At 28.7% G+C, this 21,334-nt stretch carries 27 protein-coding genes; 21 read left to right on the top strand and 6 right to left on the bottom strand.

Translation table 11 applies throughout. The features are described from left to right. Window positions 1-43 precede the first annotated feature (43 nt). Genes AACT_RS00260 through AACT_RS00245 form a run of 4 tightly spaced genes read right to left on the bottom strand, consistent with a single transcriptional unit; the run spans window position 44 to window position 3,007 of the window. Window positions 44-1,282: an FprA family A-type flavoprotein gene (locus AACT_RS00260; protein WP_172123849.1), complete on the bottom strand. Its 1,239-nt coding sequence runs from the start codon at window positions 1,280-1,282 to the stop codon at window positions 44-46. Beyond that, window positions 1,272-1,637 (bottom strand): NifB/NifX family molybdenum-iron cluster-binding protein, encoded by a 366-nt coding sequence (locus tag AACT_RS00255; RefSeq protein ID WP_172123847.1) that lies wholly within the window; start codon window positions 1,635-1,637, stop codon window positions 1,272-1,274. Before AACT_RS00255 ends, AACT_RS00260 begins: the two co-directional genes overlap by 11 nt. After that, window positions 1,634-2,605 carry a NifU family protein gene (locus AACT_RS00250; RefSeq protein ID WP_172123845.1) on the bottom strand — a complete coding sequence of 324 codons (972 nt, stop codon included), beginning with the start codon at window positions 2,603-2,605 and terminating at the stop codon, window positions 1,634-1,636. Before AACT_RS00250 ends, AACT_RS00255 begins: the two co-directional genes overlap by 4 nt. 15 nt (window positions 2,606-2,620) lie before the next feature. After that, window positions 2,621-3,007 carry a NifB/NifX family molybdenum-iron cluster-binding protein gene (locus tag AACT_RS00245; RefSeq protein WP_172123843.1) on the bottom strand — a complete coding sequence of 129 codons (387 nt, stop codon included), beginning with the start codon at window positions 3,005-3,007 and terminating at the stop codon, window positions 2,621-2,623. Between the two features lie 90 nt (window positions 3,008-3,097). On the opposite strand from AACT_RS00245, the gene AACT_RS00240 reads away from it, so the two are divergent. Further along, window positions 3,098-4,477: a nitrogenase component 1 gene (locus AACT_RS00240; RefSeq protein ID WP_228720506.1), complete on the top strand. Its 1,380-nt coding sequence runs from the start codon at window positions 3,098-3,100 to the stop codon at window positions 4,475-4,477. Here AACT_RS00240 and AACT_RS00235 read toward each other — a convergent pair whose 3' ends face one another. Continuing rightward, on the bottom strand, window positions 4,478-5,362 hold the full coding sequence (locus tag AACT_RS00235) for an AraC family transcriptional regulator (RefSeq protein WP_172123841.1): 885 nt from the start codon (window positions 5,360-5,362) through the stop codon (window positions 4,478-4,480). Between the two features lie 131 nt (window positions 5,363-5,493). Here AACT_RS00235 and AACT_RS00230 point away from each other — a divergent pair, with 131 nt between their 5' ends. Genes AACT_RS00230 through AACT_RS00215 form a run of 4 tightly spaced genes read left to right on the top strand, consistent with a single transcriptional unit; the run spans window position 5,494 to window position 9,556 of the window. Continuing rightward, on the top strand, window positions 5,494-5,946 hold the full coding sequence (locus AACT_RS00230; protein ID WP_172123839.1) for a (2Fe-2S)-binding protein: 453 nt from the start codon (window positions 5,494-5,496) through the stop codon (window positions 5,944-5,946). A gap of 3 nt (window positions 5,947-5,949) precedes the next feature. Further along, entirely contained in the window at window positions 5,950-8,097 is a 2,148-nt protein-coding gene (locus AACT_RS00225) for a xanthine dehydrogenase family protein molybdopterin-binding subunit (RefSeq protein ID WP_172123837.1), read from the top strand. A 3-nt stretch (window positions 8,098-8,100) separates the two neighbouring features. Next, on the top strand, window positions 8,101-8,991 hold the full coding sequence (locus AACT_RS00220; RefSeq protein WP_172123835.1) for an XdhC family protein: 891 nt from the start codon (window positions 8,101-8,103) through the stop codon (window positions 8,989-8,991). Next, entirely contained in the window at window positions 8,978-9,556 is a 579-nt protein-coding gene (locus tag AACT_RS00215; RefSeq protein ID WP_172123833.1) for a nucleotidyltransferase family protein, read from the top strand. The genes AACT_RS00220 and AACT_RS00215 overlap by 14 nt, the downstream gene beginning before the upstream one ends. Here the strand turns inward: AACT_RS00215 and AACT_RS00210 are convergent. After that, on the bottom strand, window positions 9,545-10,474 hold the full coding sequence (locus tag AACT_RS00210; RefSeq protein ID WP_172123831.1) for an AEC family transporter: 930 nt from the start codon (window positions 10,472-10,474) through the stop codon (window positions 9,545-9,547). The two genes, AACT_RS00215 and AACT_RS00210, sit on opposite strands and share 12 nt — an antisense overlap. A gap of 86 nt (window positions 10,475-10,560) precedes the next feature. Between AACT_RS00210 and AACT_RS00205 the strand changes: the two genes are divergently transcribed. The 16 genes from AACT_RS00205 (at window position 10,561) to AACT_RS00130 (ending at window position 21,317) form a co-directional block, all read left to right on the top strand. Further along, window positions 10,561-11,382: a LysR family transcriptional regulator gene (locus AACT_RS00205; RefSeq protein ID WP_172123829.1), complete on the top strand. Its 822-nt coding sequence runs from the start codon at window positions 10,561-10,563 to the stop codon at window positions 11,380-11,382. Between the two features lie 106 nt (window positions 11,383-11,488). Next, entirely contained in the window at window positions 11,489-12,784 is a 1,296-nt protein-coding gene (gene nifN / locus AACT_RS00200; RefSeq protein WP_172123827.1) for a nitrogenase iron-molybdenum cofactor biosynthesis protein NifN, read from the top strand. Then, entirely contained in the window at window positions 12,774-13,151 is a 378-nt protein-coding gene (locus AACT_RS00195; protein WP_172123825.1) for a hypothetical protein, read from the top strand. The genes nifN and AACT_RS00195 overlap by 11 nt, the downstream gene beginning before the upstream one ends. Continuing rightward, window positions 13,152-13,673, top strand: a complete 522-nt coding sequence (locus AACT_RS00190) for a thioredoxin domain-containing protein (protein WP_172123823.1) — start codon at window positions 13,152-13,154, stop codon at window positions 13,671-13,673. Between the two features lie 2 nt (window positions 13,674-13,675). Then, the gene (locus AACT_RS00185; protein ID WP_172123821.1) at window positions 13,676-14,119 is read left to right on the top strand and encodes an ankyrin repeat domain-containing protein; all 444 of its coding nucleotides are present in this window, start codon (window positions 13,676-13,678) and stop codon (window positions 14,117-14,119) included. Beyond that, window positions 14,103-15,356 carry a SagB family peptide dehydrogenase gene (locus AACT_RS00180; RefSeq protein ID WP_172123819.1) on the top strand — a complete coding sequence of 418 codons (1,254 nt, stop codon included), beginning with the start codon at window positions 14,103-14,105 and terminating at the stop codon, window positions 15,354-15,356. The genes AACT_RS00185 and AACT_RS00180 overlap by 17 nt, the downstream gene beginning before the upstream one ends. Window positions 15,357-15,419: 63 nt before the next feature. Next, complete coding sequence (gene nifX, locus AACT_RS00175) at window positions 15,420-15,815, top strand: nitrogen fixation protein NifX (RefSeq protein ID WP_172123817.1); 396 nt, start codon at window positions 15,420-15,422, stop codon at window positions 15,813-15,815. After that, entirely contained in the window at window positions 15,815-16,246 is a 432-nt protein-coding gene (locus AACT_RS00170; RefSeq protein WP_172123815.1) for a NifX-associated nitrogen fixation protein, read from the top strand. Before nifX ends, AACT_RS00170 begins: the two co-directional genes overlap by 1 nt. A 12-nt stretch (window positions 16,247-16,258) precedes the next feature. Next, window positions 16,259-16,774, top strand: coding sequence for a flavodoxin domain-containing protein (locus AACT_RS00165; protein ID WP_172123813.1), 516 nt, complete (start codon window positions 16,259-16,261; stop codon window positions 16,772-16,774). Between the two features lie 12 nt (window positions 16,775-16,786). After that, window positions 16,787-17,128 carry a nitrogenase-stabilizing/protective protein NifW gene (locus AACT_RS00160; RefSeq protein ID WP_172123811.1) on the top strand — a complete coding sequence of 114 codons (342 nt, stop codon included), beginning with the start codon at window positions 16,787-16,789 and terminating at the stop codon, window positions 17,126-17,128. After that, window positions 17,118-17,510: a nitrogen fixation protein NifZ gene (locus AACT_RS00155; protein WP_228720505.1), complete on the top strand. Its 393-nt coding sequence runs from the start codon at window positions 17,118-17,120 to the stop codon at window positions 17,508-17,510. Before AACT_RS00160 ends, AACT_RS00155 begins: the two co-directional genes overlap by 11 nt. 97 nt (window positions 17,511-17,607) lie before the next feature. Continuing rightward, the gene (locus AACT_RS00150; RefSeq protein ID WP_172123807.1) at window positions 17,608-17,952 is read left to right on the top strand and encodes a hypothetical protein; all 345 of its coding nucleotides are present in this window, start codon (window positions 17,608-17,610) and stop codon (window positions 17,950-17,952) included. Between the two features lie 9 nt (window positions 17,953-17,961). Next, window positions 17,962-18,258: a 2Fe-2S iron-sulfur cluster-binding protein gene (locus AACT_RS00145; RefSeq protein WP_172123805.1), complete on the top strand. Its 297-nt coding sequence runs from the start codon at window positions 17,962-17,964 to the stop codon at window positions 18,256-18,258. Between the two features lie 54 nt (window positions 18,259-18,312). Further along, window positions 18,313-19,560, top strand: coding sequence for an RNA polymerase factor sigma-54 (locus AACT_RS00140; RefSeq protein ID WP_172123803.1), 1,248 nt, complete (start codon window positions 18,313-18,315; stop codon window positions 19,558-19,560). Between the two features lie 448 nt (window positions 19,561-20,008). Continuing rightward, window positions 20,009-20,923: a nitrogenase iron protein gene (gene nifH, locus AACT_RS00135; RefSeq protein ID WP_172123801.1), complete on the top strand. Its 915-nt coding sequence runs from the start codon at window positions 20,009-20,011 to the stop codon at window positions 20,921-20,923. Window positions 20,924-20,954: 31 nt separating this feature from the next. Beyond that, window positions 20,955-21,317, top strand: coding sequence for a hypothetical protein (locus AACT_RS00130; protein WP_172123799.1), 363 nt, complete (start codon window positions 20,955-20,957; stop codon window positions 21,315-21,317). Window positions 21,318-21,334 lie beyond the last annotated feature (17 nt).

Here is a 21,334-nt window from a genome sequence, read left to right as displayed (position 1 = left end):
TCAAACCCCTGTAAAAGTTTTATACTCATCGGTAATTAATTTTTTAGTTCATATCTATTTCTATCATTTTTCCATTTACAATCTCTGCAAATTCTCTACCAAAATTATAGCAGTTTTTTAATTCATCCTTGGTTGGAATGAGTCTTATTTTCATAGATTCCATTGGAGGTACCCTAAAATGTAACGATTTCATCCTATCAAGTATCATTTTTGGTGCTTCTCCACTCCATCCATAAGATCCAAAAGAGTGTCCTGTTTTACCTTTTTTTTCTAAATACATCATACAAGAGAGTAAATCCCATACAGGTTTTGGGGCATCTGCGTTAATTGTTGGCGTTCCTATTAGTATTCCATCACTCTCTTCAAGAATATTTATCATATTTTGCTCTTCAATTGAAGCTAAATCATAAAGACTAGCTCTTATTGTTTTTACACTTTCAGCTCCATCAAAAATAGATTCTGCCATATCTCTTGTATTTTTATAACTAGTTAGATAAAAAATAGAGATGATTTTATTGTTTGAACTTATATTATCAGGTCTATCTAAACTCCATTTTCTATAAAGCTCAATGTATTTATATGGCTTTTCTCTTATGATTGGTCCATGTAAAGTTGCAATTATATTAATATCAAGCTTATCATACAATTTTAAAGCATTTAAAACATATGTTTTAAAAGGTCTCATAATATGGTCATAATAATATTTAAATGAATAAGAGAAATCGCCTACCAAATCATCAAATAACCTTTTATCATAATAGTGGCTACCAAATACATCCCCTGAAAAAAGTAATCTATCTTCTACAACATAGGAGCTCATAGTTTCAGGCCAGTGTAAATAGGGGGTTGTTAAAAATTTAATTGTTTTACTTCCTAAGGTCAAAGTTTTATTTGTCCAAACTGATTCAAAATCAATATCATCTTTATCCGTAATTGCTTTTAACATAGGTGTTGCTTGGGGAGAGATTAAAACTTTTGCTTGGGATGCTCTTTTTATTAGTTCAGGAATTGCACCTGCGTGATCTGGTTCTAAATGATGGGAAATTACATATTTAATTTCATCATAGCTGCAAAGTTGTTCTATTTTTGCAAAAAATTCATTTTGATATTCTAGTTTTACAGTATCAACAATAATTACACCTTCCTCGGTTTTAATTAAATAAGCATTATAAGAAGAGCCATTTGCTGTTTTCATTATGATATCAAAGGTTCTAATATCAGGATCAAATGCCCCAATAAAAAAGATATTATCTACTATTTCAATAGGTTTATTATGATTCATTTTCTAGTAACCTTCTCATCCAAATAGGAGGATTAGATTTCATTTTAATTAATTGATTTAAAATATCTTCTATCTTTTCATTTTCACGACTTGATTGCATTGGAAAAATCTTACAAGATTGCACCATTCGTGAAGCTTTTGGACCAATTTGTTGAACATATAATATATCGCTATCTTCTAGGCATTCAATTTTGTAAGTTAGTTTTTCTATTTCATCATCAATTTCAAGTGAAGAATCAACAGACTTTATAAAATTGTAATCATTTTCTAAAATCTCATAAATATAAAACTCTTTACACCAACCAAAATGCTGATTTACATATATGTTATCTTTTGAAGCAAATGCAATTTTCATAATACATAAATCCTCACTTTTTTATCTATGATTTGCTCAATAGTATTTCTAATCATTTCATAAGTTCCAGTTGAAGCAATAGAACAACCAACACAAGCACCTTGATATGCAAGTTTTAATTCTATATCAGGTTCATTTGTATAATCTATTAAAAGTAAATTTCCACCATCTTTTTTCAAAATAGGTCTTATAAATCTTTCAAGGGCATCATTTATAATTTCAAGTTGATCTTCAAAACTCTTTTGTCTAAAAGATTTATTTAACTGTGCATCTTCTACTAAATCTTTATTCACTCCTGTTAATTGAACAGTTGCCATTACATGGCCAGCCTTTGCAGCTTTTAACATACAAGAGAAACCTTCTTTTACCCCATCAATATTTGTTCTATCTTTTAATAGAAGCAAAGCTAATCTAAAAGCTGCTTGAATATGATTTTTATGCACAGCTCGTCTATAATAATCAATAGCTTTTTCAATATCTTCTTCTACACCAATTTTAGTTTGGTACATCAAAGCTAAATTGAAATTTGCTGAGTCATTATCATATATACTAGCTTTTTCAAACCATTCTTTTGCCTTTGAATAATCCTTTTCTACACCTTCACCTTTTAGGTACATTAAACCTAAATTTGCCATTGCTTGGTCATTCTTACTTTTAGATTCTTCAATCCAAATATCATGTGCTTTTTTAAAATCTTTATTTTTATACGCCTCAAGGGCCATTCTATGTTCCATAAATCTTATACCTTCTTTTGGATTTGGAAGTGGATTATTTAATTCTAGCTGTTTTTTTATATGCTCTTTTAGATACTCTTTAGCTAATAATAAAGCTTCATCATAATCTTCACTAGATGCTTTTATATCAAAATCAATATATTGCACCAAATAAGCATCTCCTACTTCATGCTCCCCAAAGTAACTCTCAATAGGATAAGGTAAACCAAGATAATAATCCAAATCTTTTTTCATATTTTTTACCTAAATTTATTTTGTGTCATAAGAACAAGTACAACTTGTAATACCTGAATCCAAAAGTACTGAACTATTAGATTTTGTAACTTCTTTGCATCTATTGTCTAAAAATTGAAAATAAATTTCATCAATACTCAAATAGTTTTTAAAAGAACTATAAACTTTTAGTCCATTACTTTGAAGGAAATTATAAACACCTTCTCCCATATGATAAAAAAATGTACTATCAACTTTTTGTTCTGAAATAAACTTTGCAGTTTCAATTCCATCACCACAGCCCTTGTTAACAACAACTTTGAAAGTTCCTGTTTCTTCATTTAATAATGCAAAATATGGAGAATTTCCATATAAACTTGAAATTACAGTTGACTCATTCTTTTCTAAAGGTATTGCTATCACTTTAAACTCCTTAAATGGTTCATAAAGAACTATAAATTATTATGAAAATGTTATGCAAAAACTATTCCATAGAAGTTTATGGAACATAAATTGCAAGTTATATTTAAAATCCAAAAGAAAGAGTTTGTCATGGTAAATAAAAAACTAATTCGTGAACTATTAAGTGAAAGTGATTGTTCCCATAATAAAACAAAAAAATCATCTTGCGATAAACCAAAACCAGGAGCTACAAGTGGTGGATGTGCATTTGAAGGAGCGCAAATTGCACTTTTTCCATTTGCTGATGTTATCCATTTAGTTCATTCACCTGCTACTTGTATAGGAGCTTCATGGGAAACAAGGCAAACACGAACTTCCCATGAAGGTGTTAATAACACAGTTATGGGATATACCACAGATGTTAATACAAATGATGTGATTTTTGGTGGAGATAAAAAACTTGAAGAATCAATTGAATATATAATAAAACATAAAAATCCAAAAGGAATATTTGTATATGAAACTTGTGTAACGGCAATGATTGGGGATGATATGGATAGTGTTTGTTCAAGAATGCAAGAAAAACATAAAATTCCAATTGTAATTATTCATTCTCCTGGTTTCGTAGGTGGTAAAAATCTAGGTTCGCGTCTTGGAGGAGAATCAGTTTTACACCAATTAATTGGAACTCGTGAACCTGAATTTATACATCCTTTTGGAATAAATTTAATTGGTGAATATAATGTGACAGGTGATATGTGGCAATACACACCGCTTTTAGAAAAAATTGGTATAAAAATAATCTCAACACTTGCAGGTGATGGAAGAATTGAAAATATCCAAATGGCACACACAGCAAAACTAAATGTAATTGTTTGTGCAAAATCACTTATAAGCTTAACTAGAAAAATGCAAGAAGAGTATGAAATACCTTATATTTCTATTTCATTTTATGGAAGAAGAGATACCTCAAATGCAATAAGATCAATTGTAAATGCTTTTGGAAATGAAGAATTAAGCGCCCGTGCAGAAGCTTTGATTGAAGAAGAAGAAGCAAAACTCGAACTAGCACTGACTCCTTATAAAAAAGTATTAGCCGGTAAAAAAGCAATATTAAATACAGGTGGAAATAAAACTTGGTCAATAGCATCTGCTTTGCAAGATATAGGAATTGATGTGGTTGCCACTAGTGTTCAAAAAGCAACATTAGAAGACAAAGAGATTTGTGCTCAATATGTAAAAATATTAATGACAGACCCAGGAACTCAACAAGCTCAATTAATAGATGAACACAATATTGATATTTTGCTTGCAGGGGGAAGAAGTTTATATACAGCTATTAAGAAAAAAGTAGCCTTTGTAGATGTAAATCAAGAAAAAAAAGTATCATATGGTGCATATGCTGGACTTGTAAATCTTGCGATTGATGTATGTAATGCAGTTAATAACAGAGTATTTAAAGTTGTGGGAAATCCTGAACCTTGGGGTTAATTAATTATCTTTTAATAAATTAACGTGAGCTTTAGGTGACATTCCAAACATCCTTGAATATTCTCTACTAAATTGAGAAGGACTTTCATAACCAACTTCAAAAGCTACTTGAGCAGCATCTAAATTTTGATTTATTAACATTTGTTTTGCTTCTTCAAGTCTAATCTTTTTTTGAAATTGTAATGGGCTCATAGTGGTGATTTTTTTAAAGTTATTATACAAAGAAGATTCACTCATTCCAATATTTTTTGATAAATTTTTCATATTTATACTTTGAGAAAAATTATCTTTTATTTCAGTTATTGCTTTTACAATTTGATTAGCTATATTTCCTTCTAAAACATATTGTTTAAAAAAATCACTATTTCTTTGAAGTAAAATATAGATAATTTCTTTCAATATAAGATTTGACAAAAACTCCACATTGTCTTTTCTCTGTGAAAGCTTTAAAAGCCTGAATAATGGTTCTAATAAAAAATCATCTAAAACATCAAAACAAAGACTTTTTTGAAGTATCTTATGTTTACTTTCTTGTAAATCATCATTTAATTCTTTAATTACATCATAAATTTGTTCTAATGTAAAATTTATAATTATTGAATAATATGGCTTTTCTTTTGATGCTTCTTCAATTCTAACATTTGCTGGGATATGGGTCGATACAATTAAATATTTTTCAGAAGAATAACTATACATCTCATCACCAAAGCCAACAGCCTTTGAACCTTGAATAGCTATACATAATGATGGTTCATAAATTATACTTACAAACTCAGAGATTTGAGTTGTTGTGTAAAACTTTAAAGAAGAGATATTTGTTAATATCAATCCTTCTGTACTACTATTTTCTTTTATTAATGATATTAGCTCATTTCTATAATTCATGTTAACTCCTAAACTTGGATTATCACATAATTTAGAGAAATAGGCAATAGTTCTGGAAAATCATTCTATCATATATCTTTACTTTCAAATATAATAAAAATAGACAAAACTTTCACAATAGAGGAAAAGATATGAATAATATTATTATAAATAATAAAACTTACAAACTAAGCGATATATCAGAAGAGACACCAATTTTATGGGTTTTAAGAGATCATTTAAACCTAACTGGAACAAAATTTGGCTGTGGTGTAGGGCAATGTGGAGCATGTACTGTTTTACTTGATGGAGTTGCTATTAGAAGTTGTTCAACACCATTGAGTCAAGTAATGGATAAAAAAATTACAACAATAGAAAATACCCAAGATATAGAAATACAAAAACTTCAACAAGTTTGGAGAGACTTTGATGTGGCTCAGTGTGGATATTGTCAACCTGGACAAATTATGAATGCAAGTGCACTTTTAAAATCAAATAAAAATCCATCAAAAGATGAGATAAAAAGTGTAATGCAAGGTAATATCTGTAGATGTGGGACATACAATAAAATACTTAAAGCAGTTTCAACTGTGGCAAAAGGATAAAAAATGAATTTAAATAGAAGAGAATTTATAAAAAACAGTACACTAGTTAGTTCAGCTTTTATCATTGGATTTAATCTTCCAATTAAAGGTATGGCTGCAAAAGTTGAAGAAAAAAAAGAGGAAATCATTCAACCAAATGCTTTTATTAAAATAGATAAAGACAATACCATTACATTTATTTTAGGTCAAGTAGAAATGGGACAAGGTGCATATACAGGTATTGCTATATGTATTGCTGATGAATTAGATGCTGAGTGGGAAAAGATTATATTTGAACCAGCACCAGTAGCTGATGTATATAATATCCCTGGAATGCCTATGATGTTAACAGGTGGTTCAATGAGTATTAAAACTCAACAACAAAGAGTTAGACTTGTAGGTGCAACGCTAAGATATATGCTAAAAAGCGCAGCTGCTAAAAAATGGAAAGTAAGAATGTATGATGTTTCTACAAAAGACTCGTATGTTATAAATAATAGAACAAAAGAAAAACTATCTTATGGTTCATTAATAGATGATATCAAAAATATAGAAATACCAAAAGATGTAAAATTAAAAGATGTTAAAGAGCATAATTTAATAGGAAAAAGAACAAAAAGACATCCAATAGAAGTAAATGAGAAAATCACGGGACAAGCTAAATTTGGTATAGATGTTAGACTTCCAGATATGAAATACGCAGCACTTGTTCAACCTAGAGTATTTGGGGCTAAAATTAAAAGTTATGACGATTCAAAAGCTAAAAATATGTCAGGGGTTTTAAAAATCAAACAACTTCCAAATGAAAAAATAGCTGTAATTGCAAACCATTGGTACCAAGCAAAAATGGCAATGGAAAAGATTGATGTAATTTGGGATAATGGAGAATTTGAAAAAATCTCTAGTGCTGATTTAGAAAAAGAGTATAGAAGCTATTTAGATAAAGAAGATTTACCTCTTATGAAAAAAGATGGAGATAGTTCTAAAGCTTTTAAAGAGGCATTTAAAGTTGTTGAAGCTGAGTACTCTTTTCCATTTTTAGCACATGCCGCAATGGAGCCACTAAACTGTACAGTTCACCATAAAGGCGATAAAGCATATATGAGTGTTGGTGGACAATTTCAAACACTTTATAGAGGAACTTGTGCAAAAATTTTAGGAATAAAACCTGAAGAGGTGGAATATTACAACAACTATTTAGGAAGTAGTTTTGGAAGACGTGCAAATCCTTCTAGTGACTTTGTCGTTGATGCTGTTTATGTGGCACAAAATGAAGCTTGGCCTATTCAGACTTTATGGACAAGAGAAGATGATATCAAAATGGGTTACTATAGACCTATGACTGTAAATAAAGCAAAAATGTCTGTAGATAAAGATGGGAAAATAACTGCATTTAAAGCTGATGTTATCAATCAATCACTAATCAAAGGAACAATGTTTGAAGGTTTTATGTTCAAAGATGGAATTGATGCTACACAAAGAGAAGGTTTAGAATCACACCCGTATAATATTGCAAATCATGATTTAAAAGCATTTTGTCCCCAGTCTCCTGTTACAGTTTTATGGCTTAGATCAGTCGGTCATACAACATCAGCACCTGTTGTTGAAAATATCGTAGACCAAGCTGCAATTGCTGCTGGTATTGACCCAATTGATTTTAGAATCAAAAATATGAAAGAGCCTAGATACAATAAATTACTTGAAAATGTAGCAAAGCAATCAAACTGGTATAAAAGAGAGAAAAACAGCGGTTATGGTGTAGCAATTGCAGAATCTTTTGGAAGTATTGTGGCTTACGTTGTAAAAGTAAAAGTTGAAAACAATGATTATAAAGTTCAAAATGTATGGGCAGCAGTTGATTGTGGAATGGCAATTAATCCACTTGGAATTGAAAATCAAATAGAAGGTTCAATCAACTTTACAATTGGATATATAAAATCAGCACAAATAACACTAACAAATGGGGCAGTTGACCAAAACAATTTCTATGATTATGAAGTAAATAGAATAACTGATGCACCTGAAAGTATCAAAGTTGAAATTATAAATTCAGGTGAAAAAATTGGAGGAGTGGGAGAAATTGGTGTTCCACCTATGTTTGCAGCAGTAATAAATGCCTTAGCAGATGCAACAGGAAAAAGATATACGAAATTCCCTATCAAACTAGGATAAGCAATGTTTCAAAATAAACAATCCTTAAAATTTATAGAAGATTGTAAAAACAAAAAACTTGATATAGTAGTAACTAGTGTTATTGAAACACTAGGTTCTACTTATGCAAAAGCTGGAAATATGATGCTTGTAAATTCTAAAGGTGAATTTACAGGTGTTTTAGGAAGTAACTTTTTACAAAATAAAGTACTGGAAAATTCAAAAGAAGCTTTACAAACTAAAAAACCTCAATACTTTGAATCAATCCCAATAGATGAATCTTCAGGACATGGAACAAGTAAGTATTTCTCTCAAGCTTTCTTTTTTGAAGATAACTATGGTGCTTTAGGTCTTGCATTAAAAAGTGAAAATAAAACATTACTTAGATCTATAAAAGATAATAGTTTTGAAATTATTGATGAGGTAAGTTTTATAAAATTTGAGAATGATAAATTTTATCAAACTATTAAAAAACCTTATTCTCTTTTGATTTTTGGTTCAGGAGCTCATGTGAGTTCACTAATTTCTATGGCAAATTTAATGGCTTGGGAAACTACAGTTATAGATATAAATATAAAAGAATCTTTTGTAAACCAAGCGGATACCTTAATAGAACTAGAAAACTTAGAGGATATACTAACTATGGATTTAAGTACATATAATGCTTCCGTGATATTAAGTCATAGTCCAAAAACTGATTCTACTTATTTAAAAGCATTAATAAACTCAAATATAGAATATATTGGATTAATGGGTAATAAAAAGAATATGCAAAAAACAAAAGAACACTTTAATTTAGGTAATGATGAAAGATTTTTTGCACCAGTTGGTTTAGATATTGGTGGAAATACACATCAATCAATAGCACTTTCTATTTGTGCTCAAATTGAGGCTAAAAAAAATGGAAAAATATAATAACTTAGCTATTATAATTTTAGCTGCTGGAACATCTTCAAGATTAGAAGGCAAATCAAAACAACTATTAATATATAAGAAAGAAACCCTTTTAAGAAATAGTGTTAAAAAAGCTATTCAAATATCTAATAATGTTTTTGTAGTTCTAGGTCATAAAAAAGAAGAGTGTGAAAATGAACTAAAAGATTTAGATATAAATATAATTTATAATGAAAATTATCAGCAAGGTATGGGTTCAAGCCTTGCTTTAGGAGTAAATCACACAAAAGATTTTGACTATACAATGGTAATGCTTTGTGACCAGCCTTTTATTCCATTATCACATTATCAATCTTTAAAAAGAAGTATTTTAAATGAGAATATTATCGCTTCTTTATATGGAGAAAAACCAAAAGTTCCCGCAATATTTCCTAAAAAATTTTATAATGAAATCTCCAAATTAAAAGCAGATTTTGGAGCAAAAGAGCTATTAAAAAAAGAGTATTGTATCAAAGTAGTTTTAGAAGAAAACTATTCAATTGATATTGATACTTTAAGAGATGTTGATTTATATTTACATATTTAAATTGTATAAATATATCATCAATGGAATATAAAACAAAGATACCAAAGTAGATATAAAAACTGCCAATGACATTTTTTCAGGTTTAACATCTAGTAAGGTTGCAACTGTTACCGTATTCCCTGCAAGTGGTACAATACAGAATATAAACATAAGCAAATAAAACTCTTTATTTAAGAAATGTATAAAGGTATTGTCTAAATATATAAATAATATGATAAGAACTGGCCAAATGATAAATTTGATAAATAAAGTATAAAAGATAAACTTTTTATCAAAAGAGTTATTTGTTCTTACTTTCTCCATTCCCATTCCAAGAAGCATCATTCCTAATATTGCATAAGCTCCTTTTAGATAATTATTGTAATCCATAAACATTTCAGGTATTCTAAAACCCAATAAATTACATAATAATCCTAATAAAAAAGCATGGAGTACGGGGAGTTTTAAAACTTTTAAAACACTTTGTTTTGCTGTAAAATTCCCCTTTGCCGTTATATAGTACCCAACAGAATTTTGATATAAAAGTGAAGCTAAGACTGTAAAAATGAATACATCAACTATATGGGAATCTAAAAATAAAATAGCAAGTGGAATACCTATGTTTCCAGTGTTCCCTGTTGCTGTACTAAAAGCTAATAAATTAGCAGTATTATCACTATAAACTTTTTTAAAATATGCAAGTGTAGAAAATGCAATAATTGTACTTAAAAGGAAAAAGAAAATAGGTAAGAATACTACTGAAGCATCTAATTTTACACTAATGGTTGCTGTAAAAACTATAATTGGAGCCAAAATAAAAAGTAAAATCTTTGCAATAGTATCTTTATTACAATTTAAAAAAGCCGTTGAGAAAATTCCTAATATAATACTAAAATATAAGGGTAGTATTTTACCAAGTAGTGTTAAAAAAAGTGTCATATTTATCCTTGATTTTTTGAATTATAAATTCTTTATTGTATTATGTCAAATAATATAAAATAATACACTACATAATGGATAGCAATATGGATTCATCTTTATTAAAAGTATTTGTATCAGTTGCAAATAGAAAATCAATCTCATTGGGTGCCGAAGATTTAGGCTTTACTCAATCAAATGTAAGCCTTAGAATTAAACAATTAGAAAAAGTAGTTGGATATAATTTATTTCATAGAATTCCAAAGGGTGTAATACTGACAAAAGAGGGTGAAAGACTCTATCCATTTGCTGTTGATATTGTAAAAAAAACAGAAGAAGCTAGACTTCAAATGAAAAATGTTTCCCATCAAACAATACTTCGTATTGGTTCTGGGCAGGCAAATGTAGCTATTAGACTACTTCAATTCATAAATAAACTAAACAAAAAATATCCAAATATGGAACTAGAATTATATACCAATGCCAATCCACAAATTTTAGAGCAAATATTAGATTATAAATTAGATATTGCTTTTATTACTGGAAATCCAAATCATAAAGATCTATTAGTTTTAAACAAATTTTATGATGATTTATATTTAGTTGAATCAAAAATAAATGAAGCAAAGAACTGCTTAATTGGCTACAAAAAAGATAGTTCCCATTATAAATTTCTTGAAGAGTATACAAAACAAAAAGGAAATTTGGATTTTAAAACAATATTTATAGAAAATTATGAACTTATTTTAGGTTGTGTAAAAGCAGGTATGGGAAAAGCCTATGTTTCCAAACAAATTATTGATAAATATGCTTATACAGATGATTTAATTCTAACTAAAATACCAAAAGAACCCCAAACTCATCTAATATGCAGAAAAGATTATATTCCTATGATTAGTGATTATTTAAAAAAAGTAAAGTTAAATTAAAAATACTATAAATAATCTTCTCTTGTAAAAATAAAAACTATTTAACTACTAATTTTTATAAGGAATACTTCTTGCATAACTTCCTAAAACTCTCTTAGGAAGTACCATGGAAGCAATAAGCAAAAAACCTTTACAATTAAACCCTATAAAATTATCTCAACCAATGGGAGCGATGCTTTGTTTTTTAGGAATAAAAAACTGTATGCCACTTATGCACGGGGCTCAAGGCTGTGCTTCTTTTACAAAAGTATTTTTCACCCGACATTTCAATGACCCAATTGCTGTTCAAACTACAGCTGTAAATAATATTACAGCTGTTATTGATGGTGGTGATTATGCTATTTCTGAGAGTATCAAAAATATTACTGCAAAAGTAAAACCTGATTTAGTAGGACTTTTTACAACAGGACTAACTGAAACAAAAGGAGATGATATCAAAGGGGCTAGCTCTTTAGTAAAAGATATTCAACAAATGGTTTATGTAAATACTCCTGATTTTGAAGGTTCAATTGAAAGTGGATTTGCAAAATCAATTGAAGCAATAATTGAGCAATTAGTAGAAAGAGCAAATGAGCTTGATTCAAATAAAGCCTTAATAATTCCAAATGTAAATCTAAAACCAATAGAAGTAGAAAAAATCAAAGATACCATTGCACTTTTTGCTTATGAGGTTTTTTCACTTCCTGATATTAGTGAATCACTTGATGGTCACTTAGGTTTAAAACAAGGAGCTTTAAGTAGTGGAGGAATTAGTGTTGAAGATATAAGAAAATTAGCTAACTCTTCACTTGTTATTACTATTGGTAAAAGTGTTCAAAAATGTGGAGAAAAAATACTTGAAAAAAATGCAAATATAAATCTTTTTCACTTTGATAGTTTAGGAGGATTGGAAGATAGTGATAAGTTTTTTAAACGATTATGTTCTTTAAAAAATATTTCACAACCACATCCTTCAATTGTACGATGGAGAAAAAGATTACAAGATGCACTTCTTGATACTCATTTTACAATTGGAAGTGCCAAGGTTGTTATTGCCTTAGAACCAGATCAAGCCTTAAGTGTAGCAAATACAATAATGGAAGCAGGTGCCACAATAAAAGCAATAGTAACAACCCATAGAAATGATTTACTAGATTCAATTCCTTGTGAAAATCTTTTAATTGGTGATTTTGAAGATGTGGAATCATTCTTGCATGAGAGTGATATAGTAATATCAAATTTTCATGCAGAAAGAATTGCTATTAATCATAAAAAGGCCTTATTAGTAAGAGGTTTTCCTGATTTTGAAGGATTAGGAAATCAACTTAAAAATGACCTTTTATATGAAGGTAGCTCTTATTTATTGTTTGAGTTAGCAAATTTGATAAATCATCATAAATTAGGAGTTAGTCATGAGCATTAATCCATCTCTTCAAACGGTAACCTTTTCTACAATTAAGATGTTAAATGAATCTACAAAATTAATAGGTTTACCAAAACTAAAAGGTCAAGTAATAATAACTCTTCCAAATATTCTAGAGTTTAATGATAAATTAAAAGAGAGTATTAATTTCTCAAAAAATGATATTGAGTGTTTTATTATAACTTCAAGCACTCAAAATGATATTGAAATACTTATAGAAAAATATAATCTAAATAAATCTTTCATTTCAAATGATTTTAAATCATTTTCAAAGATATTTGATTTAAGAGATGAAAAAAACAATTTAATAAAATCACTAATAATGATAAATAAAGATTGTCAAATAATACACAAGGAAATTTTATAAATGCAAGTTACATATAAAAACAACACTTATCCTTTAGGGAAAAAAGATCGATTTATAGAAAGTGAAGCACCTGCTATTAGAATGAATATGATAAATAATGAAACAAAAGTAATAGGATTAATGGCACCTGCTGTTCAAGTTATGATTAGTCTAAATGATATTAGTAAATACTCAAGCAAAATAGATAAGATAATAAACTCAACTAAAAGAAAAGTTTATGCTTATATAGTTACTTGCAGTCAAATGGAACAAATAGAAGATGCTGTTGAAAAATTTGCAATAGATAAAAGTTTTATTTCAAATGAGTTCAAAGACTTTTCTCTTAAATTTGGCGTAAATATTGATGATACTATGATTGCTAATTCTATTTTTATTATAGATAAAGAAGGCCTAATAAAATATAAAGAAATCCCAAGTGATTTGGATGATGATTTTAATATTGAACAGTTTGATCTTAGTTTAAATGAAGTGCTTAACTTCAAAGCAAAAGGTCATAGCCATGAAAATTGGATGGGAGTTTAATTATGACTTCAAATTTAAAAGAGTGGTTAGCTCTAAATGGGTATTCTCAAGATAATTTAAATAGTGTTGGTAAATATGGTAATTCTGCAATAATGAAAGCTAGTAGAGAAGCTAATCTTTCTATTGTTGATGAACTAATATCTTTAAATGTCGATTTAAATGTAAAAAACATAGATGGAAATTCTGCTTTATGGAATGCATGTTTTGGAGACTCTTATGCTTGTTTTGAAGCACTTGTAAGTGCAGGAATAAATATAGATTCACAAAATGTAAATAATGTAACTTCATTAATGTATTGTGCAAGTGCAGGAAAAGATATATTTGTTGAGCTTCTTATAAAACACAAAGCAAATACAGAATTAATGAGTTTAGATGATTTTAAAGCAATAGATTTAGCAGTAACACCAAAAATTGTGAAGCTTTTAAAAAATGCAAAAGTTTCATGATAAAACAAATATCAATGCAAAAAAAAATTTAACGGGTTCGAGTTTTATAGATTATAGAACCCAACCAAGAACATACAAAAAATATCCCCACTTCTTTTTATCTTTTAATATAAATGATTATGAGGAATTGGGATTTCTTAATAATATAGGAAAAATTACAGATACTAAAACTTATGGGAATGAGTCAATACAACTAAGAGTAAATCCTAGTGCTGGAGGTTTATATCCAAATGAAGTTTATATCCAATTAAGAGGTATAAAAGGCTTAGTATCTGGAGTTTATCACTATATGCCCCTTGAAAATAAAATCACTTTAATACATGAATTAAGTAATGATGGTCTTGAATATTATTTCAAAGAAAAAAACCAAAAGAAATTTATATTTTTATTATCAAATGCTTATTTCAGAAGTTCTTGGAAATATGAACAAAGAGCCATAAGATATCTTCTTTTGGATACAGGTCATATCTTGGGTTCTATTTTTGCAGCATTGGAACTTGAAAATATACCTTTTGATATTGATTTTAATTTTGATAAAGAGGCCTTAAATAGTGACTTTTCTTTTGATAATTATGAGAGTTTTTATGTGGCTGTTTCTTGTGGTGATTACAAAAAAATCGAAGTAAAAAAACTAAGAACTCCCATAGTAAATGTATGTGCTTGTGATTATCAAATAAAAGATACATTTATTGAAGAATTTTATAAAAATAGTTTCAAAGATGATTTTCCAATAATTTCAAATATAGATTTACTAAAAGATATAAATAAAAAAATACTTTATGAAGCTATAAACAAAAGACGTTCAATTAGAGCATTTAGAAATAAAGGAATAACTAAAGAAGATTTTTTATTTATCACAAAAAATATCTTTGAATTTGCTAGCAAATATGATTTGGAAATATATTTTATTAATAACAATATTAGCAATATGAAAAAAGGTATTTACAAAAATGTAAAACTACAAAAAGAGGGTGATTTCAAAGAAACAGCAATAAAACTAGCACTTAATCAAAAACTTGCAGGACAAAGTGCTTTTACTCTTTTTTTCACATCTTCAAATATTAAAAACTATTTTTATTTATATATTTTAAGTGGATTTATCTCACAAATTTTATATTTAAGAACTACTTCAATAAACCTATCTTCTAGCGGTATAGGCGCATATTTTGATGATATAACAAAAGAATTTTTTGAAACTTCCAATAATATTTTTTATGTTTTTGCAATAGGAAAATAGTTTTTTTATATTGTGGAACACTAATTGCATATAGACAATATATATAAACTTTTAGGATAAAAAATGAAAAGTATAAAAATAAAATCAAATGGTTCTACATCGGGAAATATAAGAGTTGCCTTTGCCACAAGTGATTTAGAAAATATCGATTCACATTTTGGAAGTGCTAAACAATTTGCTGTTTATGAGATTAGTAAGGAGTCTACAACTGTTTGCGAAATCATTAAAATAGATACAAAAGATACAGATTTAACTGTTGAATTATTAAAAGGTATTGACATAGTTTATTTTACAAATATTGGAGCAATTGCAGCTGCAAAAATTATAAACAATGGAATTTTTCCTATTAAATATAAAGAAACAGTTTCAATAGAAGAAGAAATCAAAAAACTAACTGATATGTTAAATACAAATCCACCTCCATTTATTAAAAAAATCATTGAAAAAAAGGCCGCATAATGGAAGCTAAAGAGCTATTTATAAAAACCCTAATTGGCCAAGTAAGAGCACTTGATCAATTTGGAACGTGGACTGGTAAAAGTGATGCTGATTTACTTCAAGAAAAATATATCAGAACTAAAGAGGATTTAAAAAATATTCCTATTATTGCTGATATTGATGAAATGCAAATCAAAGATATTAGACTTATCTTTCAAGCAGTAGCACTTGCTTTTGAAAAAATTACAGGTGTTATGGCTTCTGTTGTAATGGAAATGAGCCACGAAGGATTTGGAAGAGTTGTTGTATTTGCAGGAAAAATTGTACTTTGCGAAAAATTCTTCAAAGATGCTCATAGATACTCATTTAGAGAGTATTCAAAATTGGAAGAAGAGGGTGAAAAATTTCTTCTAAATGCTCAAGAAACTTATAATAAATATAAAAACGTATAAGAGGAATAGGTTATGGCAAAAATTGGAATATTTTGTGGAACAGCAGGTGGAACTTCTATGATTATTGCAGATGCATTAGCTAATGAGTTTGGTGTTGACGAAGTTATAAATATGGAAGAAGATTTTGATGATATTGATCAACTACTAAGTTATGACATTCTTTTTTTGGGAAGTTCAACTTGGGGTCAGGGCGATGTTCATCACTCTTGGGTTGATGTTGTTTTGGAGATAGAATCAGATGACATAGATTTTTCAGGAAAAACAATTGCTTTATTTGGAGCTGGAGATTGTGTAAAACATGGAGAACACTTTGGTTCTGCCTTGGGAAAACTTTATAAAACTTTTACAGATGTAAATGCAAAAGTTGTTGGTTTTTTCCCTATTGAAGGGTACAAATATGATTTTTCACTTGCACAACATGGGGATAAATTTTGTGGACTAGTAATAGATCAACACAATGAAAAAGCAAAAACAGATGAACGAATTGAAAAATGGATTGATATATTAAAAGATGAACTAAATCTATAAAAAGGAGAAAAAATGCAAACTGTAAATGATTTTTATAAATTAAGAGATACAGAAGATTTCTTTGACTTTTTTGGTCTTGAATTTGACCAAAAACTAATAAATATAAAAAGATTTCATATGATGAAAGAGTATGGAACTTTGATTAAAAAAGGTCTTGATTCAATAGCAGATGAAAATAAACTTTTAGAATTTCTAAAATTCTCACTTCTTAGAGTTTATGGTGACTATAAAACAGGTCACTCTCCAAGCGCTGCTGATGTTTGGAATATGTATGAAACAGGAAAACTAGATGGTTGCTCTTCATGTGATACTACAACTTCTGGAAGTACGCAAGGAGGAAGCTGTGGGTGTTAATCATAAAGACATAGTAGATGCAAATACATTTCTACATGATAGTGTAACTGCATCACGTTCAGGTAAAGATGAGGATGAGCCAAAATTTGGAATAGGCCAAAAAGTAAAACTTTTAGAAGATATAAAAAATGATGGAACATATCCCCATGCACCTGTTGTCACAATAATGGTTCAAAAAGATGCAATTGGTTATATAAAATCAATTGGTGAGTTTTTACAAGTTATAAGAGTTTATGAGGTTCATTTCTTGGACTTAAATGCCCTTATTGAAGTAGTTGGTTGCAGGGAACATGAACTATTAGCAATGGAAGATTATAGGGATGAAGTAAAAGAAGAATTAGAATTTATGAGAAAACATAGGGAGAAATACTATTCAAAATAGTATTGATTACTCAAGTCAAATGAAAGAATTTACAGAATCTTTTCACTTGGCTTGGTAATTTTGTTAAAACAAGTCTATAAAAAAGTAGGAGGAAAATATGGCAAAAGTGATTTTTATGCATTTCGACACGCAAACAGATGGTGTTTATGATGCAAAAATAGGAGAACCTATTGTTCGATTAGCTAAAGAAAAAATGGTTCCAATTCCATTTTCTAATGAAGGTGATTATTCTAAGTGCTTAATTAGTGTTGAGAACTTAAGTAATGAAGAACCAACTAGTTATATGGAAGATGAGGAGTTAGATATTTTAGTAAAAATTGGCGCTATTAGTGCTAAAGAAGCTGAACAATGTCAACAATTTACAATTAGTCCAAAGATTAGAATAGCTCCAATGATGTTAATCAAAGGTGATATTTTAGTAAAACCATTTAATTTAAAATAAGGAAAAAAAATGACAACTAGAGTAGAAATCATAAATGACTTTTTAGCAATCAATGTAAAACCAAGTAGTACAATTCAAGATGTAGTTGAAGCATCAGGTTCAGCACTTCCATTTGGTTGTAGAGATGGTCAATGTGGAACTTGCCTTGTATCAATCGAACAAGGTATGGAATTTATTTCAGATATCAATGATAAAGAAAAAAAAGTAATCGCAGAAGCGGGAGCTGGTATGAATACTGAGAAATCAAGATTATCATGCCAAATGAAAATAGTTAAACCTAACGGTGTAATTAGAATAAAGTATTAAAAAACATACTAAAGGAAAGTCCAAATTCTTTAAGAATTTGGGCAAAATAAAATTATGGCACAATCATTTTCAATATCAACTGCTCAAAAGCAGAACTTAAATTTATCATTAAAATTGTGGCTTCCAATGCTACAGACATCAATCCAAGATTTAGAATCGTACCTAACAAATTTATCTTATGAAAATCCATTTTTAGAGGTAAAAAAATCAAAAGATTTTTTTACTAACTTTACATCAAATGGAATAAGTGGAGAATTTGTAGAGTCTTTAGCTTTATATGCAACATCATTAAATGATAAGCTTAGCGATCAAATCGAAGATGAAACTTTATTTCCAACACCAAACTCAAAAAAAGTTGCACTTGAAATATTGTGTGATATAAATGAAAATGGATATTTTGATGGGGATATAGAAAAGATTGCCCAAACTTGTAATGTATATAAAGAGTATGTAGAATCAATAAGACAAAGATTTTCAAGATTGGAACCCAGTGGAGTGGGAGCCTTAGATTTAGAAGAATCATTTTTATTTCAACTTGATGCCTTTGATAGAAAAATTGATGATGAATTATATAATTTCACCAAAAAAATCATAAAAGATATATCACATATTGATAAATATGCATCTCATCATAGATTTAATGATGCAAAAGATATTATAAAATATTTTAATAATCCACCAGCTATTGAATATATTAATGATAATGTTCAAGTTATTCCTGATTTTTTTATTGAAATAGGTGAAGATATTGATATAAAAATCAATAATGCATATTACCCAGATATAAAAGTTAAAAACCCATTTAATACTAAAAATGAAAATATAAAAGAAAAACTAAAAGAAGCAAAAGATTTAGTAAATTTACTAAATTTACGAAAATCTACCCTTTATAAAATTGTATTAATAATTGTAGAAAAACAAATATCATTTTTTGTTGGAGGGGAACTAAGACCTTTTTCCATGCAAGAAATTGCAAGCGAGCTTGGTTTTGCTGAATCAACTATTAGTAGAGCCGTTGCAAATAAATATGTAGAATGCAATTTAGGAATATTTCCTTTAAAATATTTCTTTTCAAATGCAGTTGATAAAGATTTATCTTCATCTCAAATAAAAAGTTATATAAAAAGTTTAGTAGAATATGAAGACAAAGAGATTCCATTAACTGATGAATCTATTTTAGAATTTATTGAAACAAAATTCAGTCTTAAAATGGTGAGAAGAACCATAACAAAATATAGAAAGATGTTAGATATCCCATCTTCTAAAGAGAGAAAGAAACTCTACAAAGTAGAAAATTTATAAGAAAAGAATTTCAAGCGAAAGCTTTAGATTGAGAAAAAAACTCTACAAAGTAGAAAATTTATAATAAAAAAACATTTATAACAAATTTCTTTTTATTGCTACAATACACTTACAACAAAACATCAAAGACAAGAAAAAAAGAGTAAAAATATCACAGCAGAAAACTTAATCAAAGAAGTAGATCACAAACTTTACGAAGCAAAAAAAAGAGGGAAAAATCAAATTTGTTTGTGATTTACAAAAAAGTTTACAAAAATTTACCTCTAAATTAATGAAGTAAAATAAGACATTTTCTCTCCTAAAATAAATTCTCAAAAAAATTTATCTCTTAGAAAGCCTATTTTATAGGCTTTCTAAAAAATTAAATACAAATTCCAAAAAAAAATCTTTCTGTGGAACGCTAAGTGCAATTATCTATTTTGTAAACAGATAAATCAAAGGAGATAAAATGTCAGCATTAAGACAAATAGCGTTTTATGGAAAAGGTGGAATTGGTAAATCAACTACTTCTCAAAATACATTAGCGGCAATGTGCCACTACTATGGTCAAAAAATATTAATTGTTGGTTGTGATCCAAAAGCAGATTCAACAAGATTAATTTTACATGAGAAAGCTCAATGTACAATTATGCAATTAGCATCTGAGGCTGGAACAGTTGAAGATTTAGAATTAGAAGATGTATGTAAACCAGGTGCTGGAGAATTTCACCCTGATAATAATGACATAACAGAAGGTTATATAAATTGTACTGAATCAGGTGGTCCTGAGCCAGGTGTTGGTTGTGCAGGTAGAGGAGTTATTACAGCTATCAACTTCTTAGAAGAAGAGGGTGCTTATACAGACGAACTAGATTTCGTTTCTTATGACGTTCTTGGAGATGTTGTTTGTGGTGGATTTGCTATGCCTATTAGAGAAGGTAAAGCACAAGAAATCTATATCGTAATGTCTGGTGAAATGATGGCTATGTATGCAGCTAATAACATTTCAAAAGGTATTTTAAAATATGCAAATACAGGTGGGGTAAGACTTGCAGGTCTTATTTGTAACGCTAGGATGACAGATAAAGAGTATGACTTAGCTAAACACTTAGCTAAACAAATTGGTACTCAAATGATTCACTTTGTTCCAAGATCTAACCACGTTCAAAGAGCTGAGTTAAGAAGAATGACAGTTGTTGAATATTCACCAAATCATGATCAAGCTATGGAATATAAAGAATTAGCAAGAAAAATCATTGCTAATGACTTAAAAGTTATTCCAACACCTCTTGAAATGGATGATTTAGAAAACTTATTAATGGAATTTGGGTTAGAAGAAGAAGCTGACATTGAAAATGTTGGTAAAAGAGCTGAAGAAGCTTAATATTTAAAAAAATAAAAAGAAGGAGATAATTATGTTTGTATGTGGATACCACTTCCCAGCTGATATGGGTAACGATGTAAGTTTTGATAAGGTTATTGAAAAAGTTGAAAAAGGTGCTGGTGATGTTTCTGGAAAAACTGTTTCATTAACAAATGAAACAAAAGAAGGAACTATTTTAGAAACACTAACTGTTCCTGCTGGAACTTTCGCTCACACTGCGTTTATTGATTATTACACTCAAACTGAGTGTGCAGAAAAAAATGGTTTCAAAATGGTTTATTACACTAATAAATACCAAATTTCTGAAATCTCAAAATCTGTTGATGGTGATGTAACTAAAGAAATTTGTAAAAAATTAGATGACATGAATCTATATAGAGTAAAAGTAGCTTAAGCTACTTTTACTCTTCA

Origin of the sequence: Arcobacter acticola, assembly GCF_013177675.1 — a bacterium.
GTDB classification, from domain to species: domain Bacteria; phylum Campylobacterota; class Campylobacteria; order Campylobacterales; family Arcobacteraceae; genus Aliarcobacter; species Aliarcobacter acticola.
The sequence above is the reverse complement of the archived record's forward strand: the minus strand, read 5'-3'. Positions and strand labels throughout refer to the sequence as shown.

Excerpts from the sequence above, each read along its gene's own strand:
- AACT_RS00260 (WP_172123849.1), bottom strand. The coding sequence starts at position 1,282 with ATGAATCATAATAAACCTATTGAAATAGTAGATAATATCTTTTTTATT.
- AACT_RS00255 (WP_172123847.1), bottom strand. The coding sequence starts at position 1,637 with ATGAAAATTGCATTTGCTTCAAAAGATAACATATATGTAAATCAGCAT.
- AACT_RS00250 (WP_172123845.1), bottom strand. The coding sequence starts at position 2,605 with ATGAAAAAAGATTTGGATTATTATCTTGGTTTACCTTATCCTATTGAG.
- AACT_RS00235 (WP_172123841.1), bottom strand. The coding sequence starts at position 5,362 with ATGAATTATAGAAATGAGCTAATATCATTAATAAAAGAAAATAGTAGT.
- AACT_RS00230 (WP_172123839.1), top strand. The coding sequence starts at position 5,494 with ATGAATAATATTATTATAAATAATAAAACTTACAAACTAAGCGATATA.
- AACT_RS00225 (WP_172123837.1), top strand. The coding sequence starts at position 5,950 with ATGAATTTAAATAGAAGAGAATTTATAAAAAACAGTACACTAGTTAGT.
- AACT_RS00220 (WP_172123835.1), top strand. The coding sequence starts at position 8,101 with ATGTTTCAAAATAAACAATCCTTAAAATTTATAGAAGATTGTAAAAAC.
- AACT_RS00215 (WP_172123833.1), top strand. The coding sequence starts at position 8,978 with ATGGAAAAATATAATAACTTAGCTATTATAATTTTAGCTGCTGGAACA.
- AACT_RS00210 (WP_172123831.1), bottom strand. The coding sequence starts at position 10,474 with ATGACACTTTTTTTAACACTACTTGGTAAAATACTACCCTTATATTTT.
- AACT_RS00205 (WP_172123829.1), top strand. The coding sequence starts at position 10,561 with ATGGATTCATCTTTATTAAAAGTATTTGTATCAGTTGCAAATAGAAAA.
- nifN (WP_172123827.1), top strand. The coding sequence starts at position 11,489 with ATGGAAGCAATAAGCAAAAAACCTTTACAATTAAACCCTATAAAATTA.
- AACT_RS00195 (WP_172123825.1), top strand. The coding sequence starts at position 12,774 with ATGAGCATTAATCCATCTCTTCAAACGGTAACCTTTTCTACAATTAAG.
- AACT_RS00190 (WP_172123823.1), top strand. The coding sequence starts at position 13,152 with ATGCAAGTTACATATAAAAACAACACTTATCCTTTAGGGAAAAAAGAT.
- AACT_RS00185 (WP_172123821.1), top strand. The coding sequence starts at position 13,676 with ATGACTTCAAATTTAAAAGAGTGGTTAGCTCTAAATGGGTATTCTCAA.
- AACT_RS00180 (WP_172123819.1), top strand. The coding sequence starts at position 14,103 with ATGCAAAAGTTTCATGATAAAACAAATATCAATGCAAAAAAAAATTTA.
- nifX (WP_172123817.1), top strand. The coding sequence starts at position 15,420 with ATGAAAAGTATAAAAATAAAATCAAATGGTTCTACATCGGGAAATATA.
- AACT_RS00170 (WP_172123815.1), top strand. The coding sequence starts at position 15,815 with ATGGAAGCTAAAGAGCTATTTATAAAAACCCTAATTGGCCAAGTAAGA.
- AACT_RS00165 (WP_172123813.1), top strand. The coding sequence starts at position 16,259 with ATGGCAAAAATTGGAATATTTTGTGGAACAGCAGGTGGAACTTCTATG.
- AACT_RS00160 (WP_172123811.1), top strand. The coding sequence starts at position 16,787 with ATGCAAACTGTAAATGATTTTTATAAATTAAGAGATACAGAAGATTTC.
- AACT_RS00150 (WP_172123807.1), top strand. The coding sequence starts at position 17,608 with ATGGCAAAAGTGATTTTTATGCATTTCGACACGCAAACAGATGGTGTT.
- AACT_RS00145 (WP_172123805.1), top strand. The coding sequence starts at position 17,962 with ATGACAACTAGAGTAGAAATCATAAATGACTTTTTAGCAATCAATGTA.
- AACT_RS00140 (WP_172123803.1), top strand. The coding sequence starts at position 18,313 with ATGGCACAATCATTTTCAATATCAACTGCTCAAAAGCAGAACTTAAAT.
- nifH (WP_172123801.1), top strand. The coding sequence starts at position 20,009 with ATGTCAGCATTAAGACAAATAGCGTTTTATGGAAAAGGTGGAATTGGT.
- AACT_RS00130 (WP_172123799.1), top strand. The coding sequence starts at position 20,955 with ATGTTTGTATGTGGATACCACTTCCCAGCTGATATGGGTAACGATGTA.